The 19,128-nt window shown below is 40.6% G+C and carries 19 protein-coding genes; all 19 read right to left on the bottom strand.

Translation table 11 applies throughout. The features are described 5' to 3' along the window. Positions 1–61: 61 nt before the first annotated feature. The 19 genes from ACQKMH_RS21065 to ACQKMH_RS20975 all read right to left on the bottom strand — a co-directional run bounded on the left by ACQKMH_RS21065 (position 62) and on the right by ACQKMH_RS20975 (position 19,086). Entirely contained in the window at positions 62–466 is a 405-nt protein-coding gene (locus ACQKMH_RS21065; RefSeq protein ID WP_427589338.1) for a PaaI family thioesterase, read from the bottom strand. Positions 467–559: 93 nt separating this feature from the next. Beyond that, positions 560–1,744: a thiolase family protein gene (locus ACQKMH_RS21060; protein ID WP_427589337.1), complete on the bottom strand. Its 1,185-nt coding sequence runs from the start codon at positions 1,742–1,744 to the stop codon at positions 560–562. Positions 1,745–1,852: 108 nt separating this feature from the next. Continuing rightward, positions 1,853–3,001 carry an acyl-CoA dehydrogenase family protein gene (locus ACQKMH_RS21055; RefSeq protein ID WP_427589336.1) on the bottom strand — a complete coding sequence of 383 codons (1,149 nt, stop codon included), beginning with the start codon at positions 2,999–3,001 and terminating at the stop codon, positions 1,853–1,855. 173 nt (positions 3,002–3,174) lie between these two features. Next, the gene (locus ACQKMH_RS21050) at positions 3,175–4,347 is read right to left on the bottom strand and encodes a thiolase family protein (RefSeq protein WP_427589334.1); all 1,173 of its coding nucleotides are present in this window, start codon (positions 4,345–4,347) and stop codon (positions 3,175–3,177) included. Between the two features lie 86 nt (positions 4,348–4,433). Then, complete coding sequence (locus ACQKMH_RS21045) at positions 4,434–5,711, bottom strand: MFS transporter (RefSeq protein ID WP_427589333.1); 1,278 nt, start codon at positions 5,709–5,711, stop codon at positions 4,434–4,436. 130 nt (positions 5,712–5,841) lie between these two features. After that, complete coding sequence (locus ACQKMH_RS21040) at positions 5,842–7,452, bottom strand: long-chain-fatty-acid--CoA ligase (RefSeq protein WP_427589332.1); 1,611 nt, start codon at positions 7,450–7,452, stop codon at positions 5,842–5,844. Between the two features lie 490 nt (positions 7,453–7,942). Beyond that, on the bottom strand, positions 7,943–9,721 hold the full coding sequence (locus tag ACQKMH_RS21035) for an adenine deaminase C-terminal domain-containing protein (protein WP_427589331.1): 1,779 nt from the start codon (positions 9,719–9,721) through the stop codon (positions 7,943–7,945). A gap of 154 nt (positions 9,722–9,875) precedes the next feature. Next, positions 9,876–11,429, bottom strand: a complete 1,554-nt coding sequence (locus ACQKMH_RS21030; protein WP_427589381.1) for a benzoate-CoA ligase family protein — start codon at positions 11,427–11,429, stop codon at positions 9,876–9,878. 301 nt (positions 11,430–11,730) lie between these two features. Further along, on the bottom strand, positions 11,731–11,910 hold the full coding sequence (locus ACQKMH_RS21025) for a hypothetical protein (RefSeq protein ID WP_427589330.1): 180 nt from the start codon (positions 11,908–11,910) through the stop codon (positions 11,731–11,733). Further along, positions 11,900–12,550 (bottom strand): Phenylacetic acid catabolic protein, encoded by a 651-nt coding sequence (locus tag ACQKMH_RS21020; RefSeq protein ID WP_427589329.1) that lies wholly within the window; start codon positions 12,548–12,550, stop codon positions 11,900–11,902. The genes ACQKMH_RS21025 and ACQKMH_RS21020 overlap by 11 nt, the downstream gene beginning before the upstream one ends. 1 nt (position 12,551) lies before the next feature. Next, positions 12,552–12,782, bottom strand: a complete 231-nt coding sequence (locus ACQKMH_RS21015; protein ID WP_427589328.1) for a hypothetical protein — start codon at positions 12,780–12,782, stop codon at positions 12,552–12,554. Continuing rightward, complete coding sequence (locus ACQKMH_RS21010) at positions 12,779–13,105, bottom strand: metal-sulfur cluster assembly factor (RefSeq protein ID WP_427589327.1); 327 nt, start codon at positions 13,103–13,105, stop codon at positions 12,779–12,781. The genes ACQKMH_RS21015 and ACQKMH_RS21010 overlap by 4 nt, the downstream gene beginning before the upstream one ends. Next, entirely contained in the window at positions 13,106–14,044 is a 939-nt protein-coding gene (locus ACQKMH_RS21005) for a Phenylacetic acid catabolic protein (RefSeq protein WP_427589326.1), read from the bottom strand. It abuts the gene before it with no gap. A 151-nt stretch (positions 14,045–14,195) separates the two neighbouring features. After that, a complete protein-coding gene (locus ACQKMH_RS21000; protein ID WP_427589325.1) occupies positions 14,196–15,176 on the bottom strand; it encodes an MBL fold metallo-hydrolase in 981 nt (326 codons plus the stop codon). Beyond that, complete coding sequence (locus ACQKMH_RS20995) at positions 15,169–15,294, bottom strand: hypothetical protein (protein ID WP_427589324.1); 126 nt, start codon at positions 15,292–15,294, stop codon at positions 15,169–15,171. The genes ACQKMH_RS21000 and ACQKMH_RS20995 overlap by 8 nt, the downstream gene beginning before the upstream one ends. A 20-nt stretch (positions 15,295–15,314) precedes the next feature. Beyond that, on the bottom strand, positions 15,315–16,196 hold the full coding sequence (locus tag ACQKMH_RS20990; protein ID WP_427589323.1) for a PaaX family transcriptional regulator: 882 nt from the start codon (positions 16,194–16,196) through the stop codon (positions 15,315–15,317). A 95-nt stretch (positions 16,197–16,291) separates the two neighbouring features. Beyond that, entirely contained in the window at positions 16,292–16,720 is a 429-nt protein-coding gene (locus ACQKMH_RS20985) for an acyl-CoA thioesterase (protein ID WP_427589322.1), read from the bottom strand. Positions 16,721–16,816: 96 nt separating this feature from the next. Then, positions 16,817–17,620, bottom strand: coding sequence for an enoyl-CoA hydratase/isomerase family protein (locus ACQKMH_RS20980; protein WP_427589321.1), 804 nt, complete (start codon positions 17,618–17,620; stop codon positions 16,817–16,819). 287 nt (positions 17,621–17,907) lie between these two features. After that, positions 17,908–19,086: an amidohydrolase gene (locus ACQKMH_RS20975; RefSeq protein WP_427589320.1), complete on the bottom strand. Its 1,179-nt coding sequence runs from the start codon at positions 19,084–19,086 to the stop codon at positions 17,908–17,910. Positions 19,087–19,128 lie beyond the last annotated feature (42 nt).

Below are 19,128 nucleotides of genomic sequence, written 5' to 3'. Positions count from 1 at the left end.
CATTCTTTCTGTTAAAATGGCTCGTTTTTAACGCTTTTCTCATTGTTTGGTCATCCTTGCCTCATTTATCACGAATGATTTTGAATATCCCAGTGCCTTTTGCAATGATATTGCCTTCAGCGTCTTTTATCTCTCCTTCTGTAAAGGCAATTTTGTATCCTTTTTGCAGGACCTTTGCTTCTGCAAATAATTCTCCGCTCGATATGCTGGATAAATAATTTACATTTAAGCTTGTTGTCACAACTTTGGATTTAGTCACCGAGCGGGTCACCATTCCGAGAATGGTATCCAGCATGGTAGCATGAATACCACCGTGCAGGGTTCCATTAACATTAAGTAAATGATCTTCAATGTTTAATTTTATAGTAACATTGCTTTCCTCAAACCGAATGATTTCAAACCCTATATGTGAAAAGAATGCACTACTTTCGAATTGGTTGCGTATATCCTCCACTTCAACAGGCAAATTTTTCCTCCCCCTCACTTTTGCGCGATCCAATTAATATACCGAAAGGAGCAGAACTGCATGGAGTTTCCTCTCCTTTTTATTCCTGGAAATCTATATCGTTTCAACCATAATTGCCATTCCCTGTCCCCCACCAACACAAAGTGTAGCAATTCCATATCTTTCTTTCCTTCGAATCAGTTCATATATTAATGTCGTCACGATCCGTGCACCCGTAGATCCGACTGGGTGTCCCAGTGCTATAGCTCCACCATTTACATTAACCTTGTTTTCATCAAGTGATAAATCCCTGATTACTGCCAATGCCTGTGAAGCGAACGCCTCGTTTAATTCGAAAAGCCCAATTTCTTCTACTTTTTTCCCGGTGCGCTCCAAAAGTTTTCCGACGGCTGGTACAGGACCAATTCCCATCAATTCAGGAGAAACTCCCGCAGTGGCCCAATCGACAATCTTTGCGATTGGTTTTACTCGTAACCGTTCCGCTTCACTAGCTTTCATTAATACCAATGCGGCAGCTCCATCATTACGGCCACAGGCATTCCCTGCAGTGACGGTTCCATTTTCCCTGAATGCCGGTTTTAAGCTTGCTAGCTTTTCGAAGGTGGTATCAGGTCGAGGGTATTCATCCGCCTCAATAGTAACCGTAGTCTTCCTATCAATGACCTGGACAGGAACGATCTCATCCCTGAACTTTCCTTCTTCTATCGCTTTTGCCGCTCTTCTTTGACTTTCGACCGAAAAGGCATCTTGTTCTTCCCTGGAAATATTGTATCGCTGTGCGACATTTTCAGCGGTGATTCCCATCCCTAAACCTTTTCCATAAATTTCTTGAGGCTGTTGTCCAGGTTCAGTATTGGAGTCTACAAGTTGGGTCCGATCTCCCCCAAACCGGGCACTTCTTAAATAAAGGGGGGCACGGCTCATGCTTTCCGTTCCTCCGGCAACGACAATATCGGCTTGGCCGGAACCTATTTGCTGTGCTGCTGAAGTGATGGCCTGCATTCCCGATGCACATAATCGATTTACTGTAAAAGCTGGAGCAGAATCGGGAATCCCTGACCGCAGTGCCGCCACTCTCGCCACATTTGAGGATTCAGTCGTTTGCCTAACCTCCCCCAAAATGACTTCATCCACTTGTTCAGCTACTATATGGGCCCTTTTGATTGCCTCTTTGATGGCAATACTCGCCAAATGACCAGAACTCAATTCCTTAAATGCGCCTCCATATCGTCCTATCGGTGTTCGTACAGCACTCACGATTACAATATCTTCTTTCATATCGTTTCTCCCCCTTGAAGTTCCATATACTAATTTCAAAGAATATCCGTCAACAAGCTATGATTATGGCTCTAATTCTTTTCGTTTGTTATTTAAAATGGAAACCGGTTAGCACTCTTCCAAGACATTCCTTGCAATGATTAAGCGTTGAATTTCATTCGTTCCTTCATATATTTTAGTAATGCGGGCATCACGATAAAAACGTTCAACTGGATATTCGGCCATATATCCCATTCCGCCATGAATTTGAACCGCCTTATCCGCTACCCTATTAAAAACGTCAGAAGCAAACAGTTTTGCCATTGATGATTCCTTGATCACTTTTTTTCCTTCATCAATCTTTTGTGCCGCCATCATCGTCAATGCCCTTGCAGCTTCCGTTTCCGTCGCCATATCAGCAAGCATCCATTGAATCGCTTGGTTGTCTGCGATTGGTTTGCCGAATTGAATGCGCTCTTTCGCATATTTACCTGATAATTCAATCAATTTTCCGCATGATCCCACCGCTCTTGCAGCCAGCCCTACACGCCCTTCACCTAAAATTTTAAGGGCAGAGATATAGCCCATGCCAACTTCGCCGATAACATTTTCTTCTGGTATGATACAATCCTCGAAAATGACTTGTGAAGTATACGATCCTCTTAGCCCCATTTTTTTGTCCTTTTTGCCGACAGTCAGGCCTGGAAAATCCCTTTCTACTAAAAAAGCGGTAATCCCTCCTTTTGCCCCTTTGTCTTTATCCGTTAATGCGAATACTGTATAAACATCGGCAACCGGTCCATTGGTGATGAAATGTTTCGTCCCGTTCATCACCCAATAGTCCCCCTTCTTTTCTGCACTTGTTGCCAAATTGGTAGCATCCGATCCCGCTCCTGGTTCAGATAAAGCAAAAGCTCCAATTTTAGTGCCCGCTGCCATTTCAGGCAAATATTTATCTTTCAAATATTCGGATGCAAGCTTAACTAGACCTGTACTGCCAATCCCTGTATGAGCACTGATCAATGAAACAAAACCATTATGGGTCCTTCCTAACTGCTCCAATACGGTAGCCTTTCCCACTGCATTTAAGCCAATCCCACCATATTGTTCAGGAATGCTTATCCCGAATAAGCCAAGGTCTTTTGCTTTTTCCACCAAATGCTGCGGGATGGCATCTTCCTCTTCAATTTGTAAGGCGTAAGGCTCCACTTCCCTTTCGACGAAATTATGGATCATTTCCTTCATTTGCTGCATTTCCTTGGTTAAAGTGATTGTCATGATTATTTTCCTCCTTAGGATTGTTCACGTAAAGTGATACAATGGTGAGTTCATCCCGCACCATACAAGGGATTTCATTTAATGACATTTTATCAGCTAATCATTCACGTATAATTGGATCGAATTCAATAGGAACAATCTTCTAGTTAACTAGCGTTCTTACCTTTATCAATTCAGGCTTCACGCTCAATTATCGTCGCAATTCCCTGTCCGCCTCCAATGCAGGCTGTGATAAGAGCAAATCTTCCTTCGGAACGCTTCAATTCGCACACCGCTTTCGTAATGAGGATGGCACCTGTCGCACCGAGAGGGTGTCCGTGAGCAATGGCTCCCCCATTCACATTCACTTTTGCGGGATCCAAATCAAGCTCCCTATTACAAGCAATCACTTGAGCCGCAAAGGCTTCATTAATTTCAACGATATCCATATCACTTAATGAAAGTCCTGATTTTTCCATTACCTTTCTAATGGCGGGTACTGGCCCTATCCCCATATAATTTGGATCTACCCCTGCAACAGCCGATGCCTTAATCGTCGCTAGGGGCTTTATCCCCAATTCTTCTGCTTTGTCCCTTGACATTATAACCAGGGCAGACGCGGCATCATTTAATCCCGAACTATTGCCTGCCGTCACGGATCCGCCTTCTAAAAACGCTGGTGATAATTTGGCTAGCCCTTCTTTCGTTATTTGCGGGCGTGGATGTTCATCCACTTTAAACTCTATGGCCTCACCTTTTCTGACCGGAATGCTTACTGGCACAATCTGCTCAATGAAACGGCCCTCTTCCATGGCTCTTGCCATATTTTTTTGACTTTGGAAGGCAAATTCATCTTGTTCTTCCCTGCTGACCTCATATTTATCAGCTAAGTTTTCAGCGGTGATTCCCATTGGCGGATCGCCAATTTCTTTTGGGGACAACTGCGACTTCCTGAACTGTTGGGGCCTCGCGCTGTAAGCTTTTTCCGGACGATCCATCAAGTAAGGCGCCCTGCTCATGCTCTCTACACCACCGGCGATATAAACATCTCCTTCGCCTGCCCGGATCGCCTGTGCAGCCAGATTGATAGCGTTGATGCCCGAACCGCACTGACGATCAACTGTCAGTCCCGGCAGATGAATGGAAAGGCCTGTTTCCAACGCCGTTAATCTGGCTATGTTTCCACCCCCGCTTAAAACGTTCCCCATGATAACATCATCTATCATTTCAGGTTCTACATTCGCTCGTTTTATGGCTTCTTTCACCACTACCGCCCCAAATACGTGAGCGGGAACCGATGCAAGTGCACCTCCCTGTTTTCCAATTGCTGTCCGTACTGCAGAAACTATGACGGCATCTCTATTCATTTCTTCATCCGCTCCTTTTCCTTTTCTATTACACCTTGAGGTTCCTTAATTATTGATGACCTTGACGTTAAACTGGTCCGCCATACTTATGAGGACTTAAGATCAAAGTTCCCCGATTGTTTATTTTTCTGGTTCCCTGTTGATTTAGCAGGTTTTACGAATATGGCAAATAGGATGCCAAAAGCCAAGACAAGGATGGCCATGAACAAAATAGATAGGTTATAGCCCAACAGTTTATTTCCTCCAGCTAAACTTATGATATAGCCTGTTAAAAGAGGGGCAATGATGCCTGCCATGTTCCCTGATGATGTTAGGATGCTCGTCATCAATCCACCCCGCTCTTGCATTTCATTGATCATGATCGTTGGTCCAATCGGTAAAATGGCGTACGTCAGTCCCTTTGCTAAACACATGGCGACGATCACCCAGATTGGATTTTGAAAGACCATGATTGATGAAAAAAACAATGCCCCCAGGATCATTGCGCCCGCGACGACAAATACCCTAGATGACCGCCAATTCTGATTCTTCTTGTATAAATGGTCAGACACCATCGAAACACCCATATAAATGCATACAGAGACGACTCCGATTATTGCTACACTGGTTCCCATTTGGCCGGGAGTCATTTTTACGGCTTCCACTAAATAAATCGGGAGCCAAACTGAAAACCAAACAACTAGGATATACGTTGAAAAATATGCCAGGGTCGTAAATAAAGCAGTAGGTGACGCCAGCAGCAACAGAAAGTCTTTCACTTTGAACTTTTCAAGTTTTGCTTTCTTTTTCTTTTGTACTTTTTCATATACTTCAACTGGATTTTCCTTTGTTAAAAATTGAAAGAGGAAGAACCAAACAAGGCTTGCTGCACCGAGAGTGGCAAAGGCAACCTTCCAACCGAATATCGTAATTAAGGAAACGAGGATGGGCGCCACGATCATTGCACCAACCGTTCCCCCGCCAACCACTACGGAATTGGCGAAGCCTTTTAGTTTCGGCGGAAACCACTTATCAGCATGACTATATGCAATTGGGCTATAAGGACCTTCGAATGCGCCCAGTAAAATCCTGTATAGAATCAAAAATGGAAGCGCGGTAATGGCTAAAACGCCGAATTGCAAAACAGTCCATGTCAACATGATGAATCCAAGCACTTTTTTGGCCCCCAGGCGATCAGCCCATGCCGCCCCAAAGATTCCCGTTACTGGATAGAGCCAGTAATAACTGCTTCCGACAAGCCCCCACTCCGCATAGGAAAGGTCGAATTCTTTCATGATAGGAACAGCTGCCAGACCGACGATCGATTTATCCGCAAAATTAATGACGGCTCCAAAGAATAATAGAATGAGAACAACCCAACGCATATGAATCCCTCCTCTTTTCTTTATGTTTGTACAATCTCGCATTTCATCAAATGTAATCATAGTCATGAAATTGAGCATTTCTTACATCGCATGTTGGAATGAGCATGCGAACCAACCACTTCCCTCACTATCATTTTTCCTTTTCAAGTTCTTCCTTAACTAACAATCTTTTTAAAAGTTTACCCACTGTGTTTCGCGGCAGTTCTTTTCTTACTTCAAATACTTTCGGAACCTTATAGGGCGTCAACTGGGAATAACAATATCCTTCTATTTCTTCAAGGTCTATTGAAGCGCCATCTTTCGGTACGATGAATGCTTTCACCACTTCACCTTTTTCTTTATGGGGGATACCCACCACGGCTGCCTCTTTAATAGCCGGATGTTCATATAGAACCCCTTCCACCTCTTGCGGGTAAATATTGAATCCGCCAACGATGATCATTTCTTTTTTTCTGCCGACGATATAGAAATATCCTTCATCATCCATCACCGCAAGGTCACCGGTATATAGCCAGTCATTCTGTAAAGCCTTTTTGGTTTCGGCTTCATTATTCCAATAGCCCTTCATGATTTGCGGTCCTTTTATGAGCAACTCACCGACACCAGTGTTAGGCACTTCATTATTATCATCGTCGATGATCATACAGTCCGTTCCTGGAAACGGGATGCCGATGCTCCCTATTTTCCTTTTTCCAAAAGGCGGATTACGATGCGTGGAAGGGGAAGCTTCCGATAAACCGAAGCCTTCACCAATTTTTGCACCGGTCAGCAATTCAAATCGCTTAATCACTTCTACTGGAAGGGGGGCAGAGCCACAAGAACAACTTTTTAAACAATCCAGTCCATAGGTTTCAATTTCTGGGTGATTGACGAAGGCATTATACATCTTTGGAACTCCAGGAAAAAAAGTCGGGCGGTATTTTTTAATGTTAGTAAGAACGTGTTGGAGATCGAATTTCGAAAATAAAAGAATGGCAGCTCCTATATAGATACCTAAGTTCATCGCACTTGTCATCGCATATACATGGTAAAGAGGCGTTGCTGCCAAAACGATTTCTTCACCAGGGACCATGGCATCCCCATACATTTCAAAGCTCTGTACGACATTGGAAGTCAAATTATGGTGAGTAAGCATGACTCCCTTCATCTTGCCAGTGGTCCCGCCTGTATATTGAATGACGGCAGTGTCTTCATACGGGTTGATGATTACAGGTTCTGTCATGACCTTACCGGATTGAATCATTGATTGAAGCGAATGTGAACCATCTTGATTTTGAACTTCTTCCGTTTTCATGCAGACGGCAAACTCATATATCGTTTTCGTTTCTTCGACCGTATTCGCGGCGGTTTGATCAAATACAATATACTTAGCACCCGAATCTATTAAAATTTGCAATAGTTCCCTTGGTTTATACATGGGATTCATCTGTACAACTATCAGACCTAATGCCTGGGCGGCATAATAACTGATTATGAAATAAGGGTGGTTAGCCATCATCAGACCAATTCGTTCTCCTTTAACAAAGCCCATTTCACTCCATTTCCCTGCTAGTTTATCTACCTGCATTTTAAGATTCTTATAATCCATTGAATTGTCTTCATAAATAATGGCAGTATGATGAGGAAACTTACTAGCTGTTATATCAAGGAGTGAATAGACGGACATTTCCGGTAGCTTCATAGACTTCATTTTTTCAACATACCATTGCTTCCATGGTTGATTCATCGTTTTTCGCACCATTTATCCCTCCACACATAAACGAATTTCATATCGTGCATGCTTGATTTATACTTGTTTATCAATGCAACTTGCATGCCAAGTCATACATGTGTGAGAATAGCTCGATGTAAAGATCCTTTTAATTCAATAATGAATTTTATTCCATACTAAAGCCTACTTGTAGAGGATTCATCATTACACCATTAATTCATTTTTGAATTTAAAAAACCTCCAGACATTCTACCTATGAATAAAACCTCTTTCCCATAATGAAGTCTTTTACATTTACCGGAATACTTATGCTGTTGCAAGAAATGAGTAAAGCCCATCCTTGTTTGGATGGGCAAGCATGAAACCGAATGAATATAGAGTCTGTGATCAAGGAATTTTCTTTCTTAATAGCACGAACAAAATAAGCTGCCAGTATACCAAAAGGCAGGTGTACTGGCAGCCTCGTTTTATATGTCTTTTTTGGTATTCAAACGGAAACTATTAACTATCATCATCTTTTCTACGCTTTCATTTCGCACGTTACGGCTATGGAAGGAAATAAGATTTTATCCGTTTTCACATCGTATAGCCCAAAGGGATTCAATCGTAGCCCAGGAAGAAAGTCGCATGTTAAAAATAATAAGGTATATAATATGTCGTGGAATGGAAAGCCCCTCGATTGGACTGCCTTTAATAAATTGTCATTAAATTCAACGGCTCTATCAAATGAAGGTTCAGAAGTCATCATTCCCGTAAGCTGTAAAGGAATTTCGAGGATGATTTCTTTGCCATCAACAATGACCACACCGCCTCCCATTTCATGAACACGTGCAGCTGCTATTGACATTGCCTCTGGATTTCTACCGATGGTAAGCAAGTCCGTCGTCGTATTAAAGGTTGAGGCCATCCCATCTAAATCCACCGCAAACTTTTCTAAAATACCTTTTGTCACCCACTCCCCCTTTCTATCGATCAGAGCTGCATACATAAGTCCTTCTTGATTCGAAAGATCGACAAACCCATTCTTGGTTGGAAGCACCAAATCTTTCCGTTTGGTTATTACATTGCTAAGAAAGTGAATAACAGGTACTGAATCGCTTGAAGATTCGTTTGGATATAGATACAAATCATGATTTGCTAAAATTCCCGCTGAAAATGAAAATGGTTTTTCCGGTAAATACCTACCCCAATCCAAATCTGGCATCTGGATCGTCAATTGGCCATTTTCAGCCACTATTTGTCCATTTGAGATTACCAAGTTCGGACGGAACTCTATCAAATCAGGCAATAGCAATATATCCGCTTTTTTCCCCGGGGCCAATCCTCCAATATAATCATCCTGTTTTAGGTAAGTAGCTGCATTGATGGTCACCATTTGAATAGCTTCCATAACAGGGACTCCTAATTCCACCGCTTGCCTGACGAGCCCATCGACGAATCCTTCTTTTTCAATAAAAGATGGGTGCGGTCCATCTGTTGTCATTAATATCCTGCCCGTACTCACTTGTCCTTCTGTAATCAGCTTGATTATCTTTGACAAATCAGGACGAAGCGAACTATTTCTAAGAACTGTCCATAATCCTAACCGTAATCGATCCAGGGCTTCTTCCGCCGTTATTGCTTCATGACAGGCACTTATACCTGAAGCTGCAATCGAATTTAATTTTTCATAAGAGCACCCAGCATTATGCCCGTCAACTACTTTTCCCATTTTTTTTGCTACATCTATAATGTCGAGTAATACGGGGTCCCCTTTATATAATAAAGGCCAACGAGTCACTTCTGCAGTTCCAAGTACTTCTTCAAGCGAAAGAAGGTCCATTATATCCTCTTTGTTGAACCAGTCCCTTTCACCCGGATAAATGGCCTGAGAAACTAATCTTACTAACCAAAAGAAATTTCCAGGCAATTTCTTCAAGTCGCCTACAAGCCGTTTAAATCCCGAGTGACCCATGTGCAAATAAAAAAATAAATTATCATTCACGGTTGTGGTGGTCCCCAATGGCAATACCTTTGCCGTTACGCTTATTGGATTGTATACCACCCAAGGATGTGCATGAGTTTCGATAAATCCTGGAGACACGAACAAACCATTGGCATCAATAACGGTGGTGTCGTCATTAACGATTACTTCACGTTCCCCGATATATGCAATGCAATCTTTATAAAGTGCAATATTTTGCTGAAGAAATTCACCAGAATAAACATTTATCACCGTTCCGCCTTTTATGAATATATCAGCGGGTCGTTTTCCTTGCGCCACTTCGAGCAATTCATCTCGATATGCTCTTGCATTCACTTCGCTTCGCCCCCATCCCCATTTGTATGTCCTCAAGATACTATAAAACCATACTGCTCGCAGAATGTATCCCTTTACTGAATTCACAATCTTTCAAGATTTTAGTTTTGAAGCAGCATGATTTGAGAATGATTCCTCCATTTGTTTACGATTATCATTGAATCTCAGGCTCTCTTAATTTAAATCTTTGTATTTTCCCTGTAGTAGTCTTTGGTAATTCATTAACGAATTCAATGACGCGGGGATACTTATACGGTGCTAACACTTTTTTTACAAATCCTTTTATTTCCGCTTTCATTCTTTCATTAGGATCCGCACTTGCTTTCAATACGATATAGGCCTTGGGTTTTATTAAATCATTTTCATCCTTTACAGCAATAACAGCAGTTTCCAGTACATCGGGATGTGATAATAGGGCGTTTTCAATTTCTATTGGCGAAACCCAGATCCCATTTACCTTCATCATGTCATCAATGCGGCCCGCGTACCAAAAAAAGCCATCTTCATCCTTAAAGTATTTATCTCCTGTCATTAGCCAATCACCAATAAACTTCTTTTTATTTTCTTCATTAAGGTTCCAATAGGAGGCAGCAATGCTCTCCCCCTTAATTAAAAGATCTCCCACTTCATTCACCTGTGTTTCCTGACCATGTTCATCCACTATTTTAGCCTCGTAACCTGGAACGATTTTCCCTGTGCTTCCTTGCCGAATTTGATTTACCTGATTAGAAAGGTATATATGAAGAGATTCGGTAGAACCTATACCGTCAATGATATCCAAGCCGAACGTTTTCTTCCATTGTTCGATATAAGAAGCCGGGAGCGCCTCACCAGCTGATACGCAAAGTCTTATCGAAGAGAGATCATAGGTATTCTTGGTCTTCTCAAGATAATTGAGCATGGATCCATACAAAGCGGGGACACCAAAAAAGATGCTTGGTCGATACCTCTCTATCGTTTCGAACACTTTTTCTGCAGTCGGACGGTCCGGCATTAAAACAGTGGTAGCCCCTGCTCCAAAAGGGAAATACATCGCGTTACCCAAACCATAGGCAAAGAAAAGCTTCGATGCAGAAAAAGTTATATCATTTTCAGTAATTTCCAGAATGTTCTTGGCGTAATTTTTATAAGCTTCTTCCATATCGGTTTGAAGGTGAATCACACCTTTTGGCTCACCTGTACTGCCTGATGTATAGAGCCAGAATGCTTGATCATTGATATTGCTATAACAAGGCGGCAGTACTTTAGATTGCCTGCGGGTAATCTCTTGGAAAGTGTGTTCGTTTTCTTCCATCAAGTCTTGATTTTCCCCATCAACCAGGATGACATGCCTTAAGAATAGTAATCTATTTTTATTGATTTTTAATTTATCCCATTGTTCACAAGTCGTAACCAACACTTTTGCACGGCTATTATTCAAAAGATACTCATAATCCTTTATTGGCAAAAGAGTATTGGTTGGAATCGGAATTGCACCAACCTTAATTGCTCCGAAGAAACTAATGATGAATTCTGGAGAGTCATGTAATATAAGTAGGACGCGCTGTTCCATCTCTGTACCCAGTTCTTTTAAAGCTGCTCCAAATTGGTTACCCAGTGTATCGATTTCTTGATAGGTATAAGATCGATTCTCATAATAAATAGCGGCTTTATCCCCTCTGCCTGCTTCAATATTTTTCTGGAAGAAATGATAAGAAGCATTATACATCGCGCCCAGCCCTCTAATTTTATGCTCAGTTTTTATCACACATATATCCTCCTCAAAAAGCTAATGGATTTCATGAGACAAACCACCTTCTGTTTTTAATGCCAGAAGATGGATACCATTACATTACCTGATTAATCTTCCACACTTCCACAAAGATTTTTTGATGGAAAGTGGCCGTTCATTCGGAAACACTAAGCGACCTTGATTTACAAATATCCTTGTGACAATGGATCTTTCAATTAGTAACCGCTTTCAAATCATTCTTATCTTATAATAAAGCAAGATTACTGTTTGCGACCATTTAGTTTTCATGAGGTTGAATAGTAGAAGGAGTACTTTTCCAACGTATACTTTCAAATACGGTTTTACAATTTCGGCAATAGTATTGCCTAACAAGCTGTGCAGTACCGAAAGATGAGTATAATTCAACATTTTTGCCATCACAAAATGGGCAAGTTGGATTTTCCTTTTCACCGAGCATTTATGATCCCCTCGTTCCTTAAACTCGGGATCAAAGCTTCCATATAAGAATCAACTAGATTACTATTTACAGGAAGAATATCATGTTCAATAAGAACGCGATTGTTTTCCACTTGTTTCAGCCAAGTAATGACTTCACCTTCACAGTGTTTAAAAGCCCTCCCGAATCGAACAGGTATCGATCCTCCATCATTCAGTAACTTGAGTGCCCAGTTTTTCGAGTACAAAATATGCTCTTCCTGTTCTCTTGCCAATTTATTGAATTGCAGCTCAATTTCACTGCCTTTTTGATGACTGGTCAATGAAGCTATTAAAGTGCAAAGCGCCGTGTTCATGGAATAGAGCCCTGCTATCAGTCCGATCCACTCCTCGATTTGAACGATGCTGGCAAACGCTTTTCCAGTTTGTTCCCTCACATCCTTCTTGTTCCCTTTACCACTTTTCAAACTCTCCCCCCAGTTATAGAGAAGACGCGCATGTCCTAGCTCTGACTGGGCCATTGCAATTGCAGCAAGTGTTCCTTCTAAATTTGGCCCACTGACACCGACCTCTACAAGTCGATCTCCTAGAATGAACTTATTATCAGCAATTGTTTCTATTAGAGTAATCAATTCAGCGTTGACTTTTGTGGAATTCATCATATTAAACCACCCTTTTCTTAAAAAATGGCTCTACTTCTCTAATGCAAATCATGTCTTCCCGTTTGACTATATACATTTCCACCCATTTTTCTTCATCATAGATATAACGGGCATAAACACGAGCCAACTCATCACTATTGGCCTCAACGGTTCCAATATGCATTAAATCGTCACCACGATTGATTCGGGAAAGTACATCATATTCAAAGTTATGGACTTTACTATCACTCATTTTGAACTAACCCCCCAGGTCTTTAATTTCTGCCTGCCTGCTTCACTCATTTGGTCGACCGTCCATGCAGGACTCCAAACCACCTCAATTTCCACATCATGAACACATTCTTCTTGTAGCAGCCTTTTTTTGATATCGCTTTCAATCCACTGCATGCATCCGCAACCTGTTGAAGTATATGTCATTGCTACATATGCTGTATTCCCTCGTAATTCAACGCCATAAATCAATCCCATATCGACGATGCTAATCGGAAATTCCGGATCAGCAACTTCTTGTAACGCATGGATTAGAACGGGATCCCTATATAAAACCGCTCCCATCTATATCGCCTCATTTCGATAGGCTTCAAGTAACTGATGCCCTTTTTGGATTCGGTTAACGAACTCCTGATTTTGCGGACCACGCTGCTTAAAACGCTTGATGACATTATCCCAAGTATCAGGTTCATCATATTTCCACCGTTTGTTTTCCTCATCGAATTTACACGGGAAGGGAACTTTCAATTCATACTTCCCAGTCTCAGTATTGTATCTGGCCGGGATTTCAAGTCCAAGAGATTCACAGAAAGGAACAGCTGTTGACATCCATTTCTGCCTTAATTCATCATTCGTTTGTCCTTTCAACTTATAATCCAACTGGGATGACCTGCTTTTTAAATTATCGGCTACACCGAAGAATTCGAGGGACATGATAAACATCCAATCAATCGCTTCTTGAACCTGCTTAGCCGTTTCTGGATTTTTCATGGCTGCCTTCATGATGATTTCACCGTTTCTTAAATGAAATAGTTCCTCTTTATCAACTTTGACCAATGCCCGTTTCCAAGGACCATATGACGTATGTTGGTGTGCATCTCCCAATAAGGTGTATCCTGCTCGATCAAATAAGCCATTGAATACTCCTAGCTCGACCCAATTATCCAATTTAAAATCAAAAGCATAGGGATTCTTCCATCTATTTGATGGACGCTCATACAACATGTATTGAACATCTTCCCCTAAATCCTTTAATAACCTGTAGGCAATATGAGCATGACCGATTTCATCCTGCATCACTGCAAGTGCCGTAATTTTATAATTTAAATTGGGGGCATCTTTGTAAACAGTCAAAAGTGGCGGGACACTTAATAATTCTGTATCCCCAACGATCATCAAAGTTTGTTTCAATGCCTTTTTATAATTTTCATCCATATCTTCAACTCTCTCCACCACAAAACCGGCTTGGACCTTGCTCATTAAATCATTTGTAGATTCTGTCATTTCTCCCTCTCCTATCGTATTATGTTTTTTGAACTATCGTCTTATATAAGTAATATAATAATTTACTTTATCTGGTTAGTCAACACTTTATCAGATTTTTCAGAAAACAAAATAAAACGAGATGCACTATAGAGCATCTCGTTTTATTTGTTTATAACTCATATCGAAACATTCGGCCATCCGAGATTTTTTGAATTCTTTTTTCTTCGACTAAATATTCCAGATGTGCTAACGTTTCTGCAATGGCAAATCTCCATTGATGATCAGTTAACTTCTTATGTCGAAAAAGCTTTTCCGTAATATCGTACGCCACTTGTCTTGATTCCAAAATGTTTAGGATGGTTGCTAATCGTCCATCATGATGTTCAATGATTTCCTTAGCTCGCTGTGCAAGATTTTCTATTGGTGTTCCATGGGCGGGATACGCAATGCTCACATCTTGTTCACCAAGTCGCTGCAAAGTTGAAAGATAACTTTTTAAAGGATTTTGATCGGAATTGGGCCAAAGACTAATATTAGGCGTGATTCTATTCAAGACTACATCACCTATTAACATGACTTTCTGACTCTCTTGATAAAAACATAAATGCCCCTCAGCATGGCCACTATATGTTTGGACGCTCCATCTTCCTCCAGGACTTTCTAAATATGCATCTTCAAAATCCTCAATTTCAGGAAGTGGATTCACTTTATTTGAAAGAAACATTACGTTCTCTTTCACTTTCGTCAACAAAGGCTCTGGAACAGCATGTTTACCAAATAAGTCATATGTTGCTTCAGCCTGTTTTGTACTACCCCCAAACACAGTTCTAATCATCTTGGCTTCCACATTACTCATATAAACGCGTGCACCGGTTTTTTGCTGCATCCAGCTGATCAAACCAGTATGATCCGGATGAAAATGAGTCAGGATGATTTTTGATATATTTGTTGGTTTAATGGACAGCTCTTCAAAGACTTTTTCCCAATACTTCTTGGCGGCTTCTGTTGGAAAACCGACATCCACCAGAATGATTTCTTCTTTCATGCGAAATAAATAACAATACACATGCTTCATGGGGAACGGTATGGGTATCCCGATACGTATTAAATAATCTGTTAATGGTTGATAGTTTCCTGAAGTCTCAGTCATGGTCAGGACTCCTTAAAAACGGGTTCTCCTCTTTAAAAGGCGAGCAATTCTTCCCTTCGATCCCCCGTCCCGATAGACGATTCAAATAGATATGGTTGGTAACAAGAATTGTTGGCATGAAACCTCTCCTCTTCTAAATCAATCATGATAGATTTCTGAAAAAGGGTTGATTGCTTTCTCACGATTTACATATCCCTCTTTATCAGGCGGATATTCCATGATCGATTCAAAATATTTCACTGCTTTGACCGATATAAGCTGATGAATATTCCAAAATAACTCCCTAGCCTTGATTCCATGCCAGTCCTCAGGTAACAAATCAAGAGGGAAACCAGGATCCAAGAAAAGGAACTTTCTATATTCGTGCACAATCCCGGTACGCTCATAAAAGCATTCCTCATTTGATATTCTATCTTCCCAAACAGCCTGCTGCATGTCATGAAGCTTCGTTTCATATTGCTGTATGAAAGTTAAATAGTTTTTATTTATTTCATCTAAATTCCAACAAGCACGTAAAATCTCTTCATTTGAATGGGTGATGACTTGACTTGAACTGAATATAATCAAATATTCCTTTAAATCATATGTATCCATCAGTGTTAGGACCTGTTTTTCCAATGGGTTGGGACTTACCCAAATACTATTGGACAATAGCCCAAAACCGGTCCAGCTCAATTCCTTACGCACTTGATTCCTTAGGACACGCTTTTCCTCTGGAATGGAGTATGTAACCACTCTCCACAAACCATCCCATTGGTTATTCCGAATTGAGTAAACACGCTTGACACCATCATCCATATTGCGTTTTCCTTTTTGTGTTAACGAATAATAGCTTTTATTTCCTATTTTCCGTCCGGTTATTAACTCCTGTTGAACGAGCCGTAGAATCGCTCCACGTACAGAGGATTCAGAAATACCAAAATGACTCATCATTTTAATAAGTGTGCCAATCCATACTTCCCCACCGTAGAATTGAACGAAATCACCAAAAAGTGTAAACAATAATGACCTTGGTTTCATGTTGATTCTCCTGTTCTCATAAAGCCTTTTCTTCTTAATGTAATCTAAATTGGCTCAATTTTCAAACTTGTCGGAGATAAACATCCCTTCATTTGCTAGTTACCCATTAATAATCTTTTTATATTTTCTGGAATGGGAACCGCCTTAAACCCGTCACCTTCGATGGAAGTCCAGGCGCGAATTTCATATCCATATCCAGTCCTTTTTTCCCCACAATATACTTCATGATGAAATTGAATCGTCTTTGTTTTCAACTCCTCCACATGGGTGTATACGATAACTTCATCATCATAGTACAATGGCTTTTCAAATGAGCATTTAGCTTCCAGTAGTGGAATGATAATTTTCTTTTCTTCTTCCAAATATTTCGGGCTCATTTCTATAGAACGAAAAAAATTATGTCCAGCTAAATCAAACCATTTATAATAATTGGGATAATAGACAATCCCAGCTCGGTCTGTATCACCCCATTGTATTTGAAATTTCGTTTCGTTGACACGTCTTTTCAAATGAGTTTCTTCCATTATATATTCACCATCTCTCCGTAAGTCTTTTTATATAAAAAAAGCAATATCGGCAGGAACCGATATTGCTTCTTTACTTTTAAAAGGACACATTCATCATTTACCTTTCCACTGTGGTTCACGCTTTTCAAGGAATGAAACTAATCCTTCTTTAGCGTCTTGTGAGCGGAATAAAAGATTTTGTATTTCCCCTTCGTAACGAATCGCCGCGTTTAAAGGCATTTCTTTACCATTCATGATCGATAGCTTAATATTAGTAACTGCATAACTAGCTTTACTTGCTACATTCTTGGCATATTCCAATGTTTTTTCACGTATTTCGTCTTGCGGGAACACCCGATCGACTAAACGTATTTCCTTAGCTTCCTGAGGTGAAATGGACTCCCCTGTGATATTCAGGTCGATTGCCTTTGAGTGTCCTACTAACCTAGCCATACGCTGTGTCCCCCCTGTACCTGCAAGGACACCAAGGTTAACTTCCGGTAAACCGATTTTCCCTGCTTTATCCCCCATAAAGCGAAGATCACAGCCCATCGCCATTTCAAGTCCGCCACCTACTGTATGACCTTCCAGGCAAGCAATCCAGATTTGCGGTGAACGAGCGATTTTATCAAGGGTTTCATTGCAGAATAAGCAGAATTGTGTTTTAAAAACGGGATCAGCTGCTTTAAGGAAATTAATATCAGCCCCGACCGAGAAAAATTTAGGCATATCGCTCATTAACACTGCTACTTTCATATCTGGATCAAAACGAATATCATCAATTGCAGCATTTAATTCTTTGTAAAAATCAAGCGTATAGGCATTGGTCTTATTAATATGAAGATGTACCTCTGCAACCCCAGTTTCTTTGTTCTTTTGAATTGTAAGCGTTTGCTTCGTTTCAACTGCTGTACTCATTCATCAACACTCCTCTGTTTTAGTATTACGTTTTATTTACCTCCGTTTATATTACATAATATACTACGGAATTTTCAGAATTGCAATTCTTTTTGGTATTTTTTTAAAAATTTTACTTTCATCCTGTTATTTTTTACTATATTAACAATGTGTTTACATTTCTTAATAGCTGTTTAAGTTGTACACCCATACACTTCAGATCACTATTAAATCCTAATTAATCAAAGAAATGACCAATTCATGATGAATTGGTCATTATTAATAGTTTGTATTCTTTTTTTGGGCCTTTAAAGCCCGCACACTTTCCTTGCCACTCCAACGAAATATTCTACTCCATATTGCAGGGCACTTTCGTCTATCTTGAATTTAGGATGATGCAACGGATATGCTTTTCCTAATTCATCACTGTGAACACCTATAAATTGCATCGAAGCTGGAACAATCTCGGAGTAGGCAGAAAAGTCTTCAGTCCCAAACATTGGTTCCTCTACGTTGATCAGGTTATCTATCCCACAAACTTCTTCTACTATTTCCCGAGAGATGTCTACTGCTGATTTGTTGTTGACTACAGCGGGATAACCTAATAACCATTTGATTTCATATAATGCACCATGTGCATCAGTAATCCCTTTTACAATTTTCTCTAAATATTCTCTAGACTTTATGCGGCTATCACCATCTAGTGATCGAATGGTCCCGCCAAGCTCCGCATATTCTGGAATGACATTTAGAGCACTTCCTGCATGAAAAGTAGTAACGGATATGACAGGTGCCTTAAGTGCAGGTAGTTTTCTTGAGATAATATGTTGAATATTGGTGGTGATTTCTGCTGCAATGATTAATGGGTCGATTGTTAGTTCAGGAGTGGAGGCATGTCCACCTTGGCCAATAATTTTAATTTCAAAGTCATCAGCAGCCGCGCAGAATACCCCATCTTTAATACAAATTGTCCCTTTTCGTTCATAAGGAGAAACATGAAGAGCGAAAACATAGTCAACTCCATCCATGATTCCTCTTTCCACTAATTCTGATGCCCCCCCTGGATAGGATTCTTCAGCATGTTGAAAAATAAATCTGATTTCTCCAAAAAGTTCCCCCTTTTTTTGAGAGAGTACCTTCGCTGCACCCAATAACATCGCAGCATGTGCATCATGTCCACAGGCATGCATAACACCAGGATTTTTCGATTTATAGCCCACATCCGCTTCTTCTTGAATGGGCAATGCATCTATATCTGCACGGAACGCAATGGTATAGTTTTTCTGATCAGCCTTCTTTAATCCTTTTAATATTGCCAATACGCTTGTATTTGTTGGTTTCGTTACTTCCAATCCTGGAAATGTCCGTAATAGATTGTAAATATAATCTGATGTATCATGCTCTTGATACGAAAGCTCGGGGTTTTCATGTAGATGGCGCCTCCACGAGATTACTTGTTTCATAATTGCTTTTTCCATTGTCTTCATAAATGAAAGACCTCCTTATATTAGATGATGAACATTCCATTA

Source organism: Peribacillus sp. NPDC097895 (genome assembly GCF_050277555.1).
GTDB lineage: Bacteria > Bacillota > Bacilli > Bacillales > DSM-1321 > Peribacillus.
Note: the sequence above shows the minus strand (reverse complement) of the source record. Positions and strands in the feature narration are given on the sequence as shown.

Coding starts and splice junctions, on each gene's coding strand:
- ACQKMH_RS21000 (WP_427589325.1), bottom strand. CDS start 15,176: ATGACTGAGACTTCAGGAAACTATCAACCATTAACAGATTATTTAATA.
- ACQKMH_RS21015 (WP_427589328.1), bottom strand. CDS start 12,782: ATGAGTGATAGTAAAGTCCATAACTTTGAATATGATGTACTTTCCCGA.
- ACQKMH_RS21050 (WP_427589334.1), bottom strand. CDS start 4,347: ATGAATAGAGATGCCGTCATAGTTTCTGCAGTACGGACAGCAATTGGA.
- ACQKMH_RS20985 (WP_427589322.1), bottom strand. CDS start 16,720: ATGGAAGAAACTCATTTGAAAAGACGTGTCAACGAAACGAAATTTCAA.
- ACQKMH_RS21040 (WP_427589332.1), bottom strand. CDS start 7,452: ATGGTGCGAAAAACGATGAATCAACCATGGAAGCAATGGTATGTTGAA.
- ACQKMH_RS21005 (WP_427589326.1), bottom strand. CDS start 14,044: ATGACAGAATCTACAAATGATTTAATGAGCAAGGTCCAAGCCGGTTTT.
- ACQKMH_RS20995 (WP_427589324.1), bottom strand. CDS start 15,294: ATGCCAACAATTCTTGTTACCAACCATATCTATTTGAATCGTCTATCG.
- ACQKMH_RS21010 (WP_427589327.1), bottom strand. CDS start 13,105: ATGGGAGCGGTTTTATATAGGGATCCCGTTCTAATCCATGCGTTACAA.
- ACQKMH_RS21060 (WP_427589337.1), bottom strand. CDS start 1,744: ATGAAAGAAGATATTGTAATCGTGAGTGCTGTACGAACACCGATAGGA.
- ACQKMH_RS21045 (WP_427589333.1), bottom strand. CDS start 5,711: ATGCGTTGGGTTGTTCTCATTCTATTATTCTTTGGAGCCGTCATTAAT.
- ACQKMH_RS21030 (WP_427589381.1), bottom strand. CDS start 11,429: ATGTATAATGCTTCTTATCATTTCTTCCAGAAAAATATTGAAGCAGGC.
- ACQKMH_RS20980 (WP_427589321.1), bottom strand. CDS start 17,620: ATGAGTACAGCAGTTGAAACGAAGCAAACGCTTACAATTCAAAAGAAC.
- ACQKMH_RS20975 (WP_427589320.1), bottom strand. CDS start 19,086: ATGAAGACAATGGAAAAAGCAATTATGAAACAAGTAATCTCGTGGAGG.
- ACQKMH_RS21055 (WP_427589336.1), bottom strand. CDS start 3,001: ATGACAATCACTTTAACCAAGGAAATGCAGCAAATGAAGGAAATGATC.
- ACQKMH_RS21025 (WP_427589330.1), bottom strand. CDS start 11,910: ATGCTCGGTGAAAAGGAAAATCCAACTTGCCCATTTTGTGATGGCAAA.
- ACQKMH_RS20990 (WP_427589323.1), bottom strand. CDS start 16,196: ATGAAACCAAGGTCATTATTGTTTACACTTTTTGGTGATTTCGTTCAA.
- ACQKMH_RS21020 (WP_427589329.1), bottom strand. CDS start 12,550: ATGATGAATTCCACAAAAGTCAACGCTGAATTGATTACTCTAATAGAA.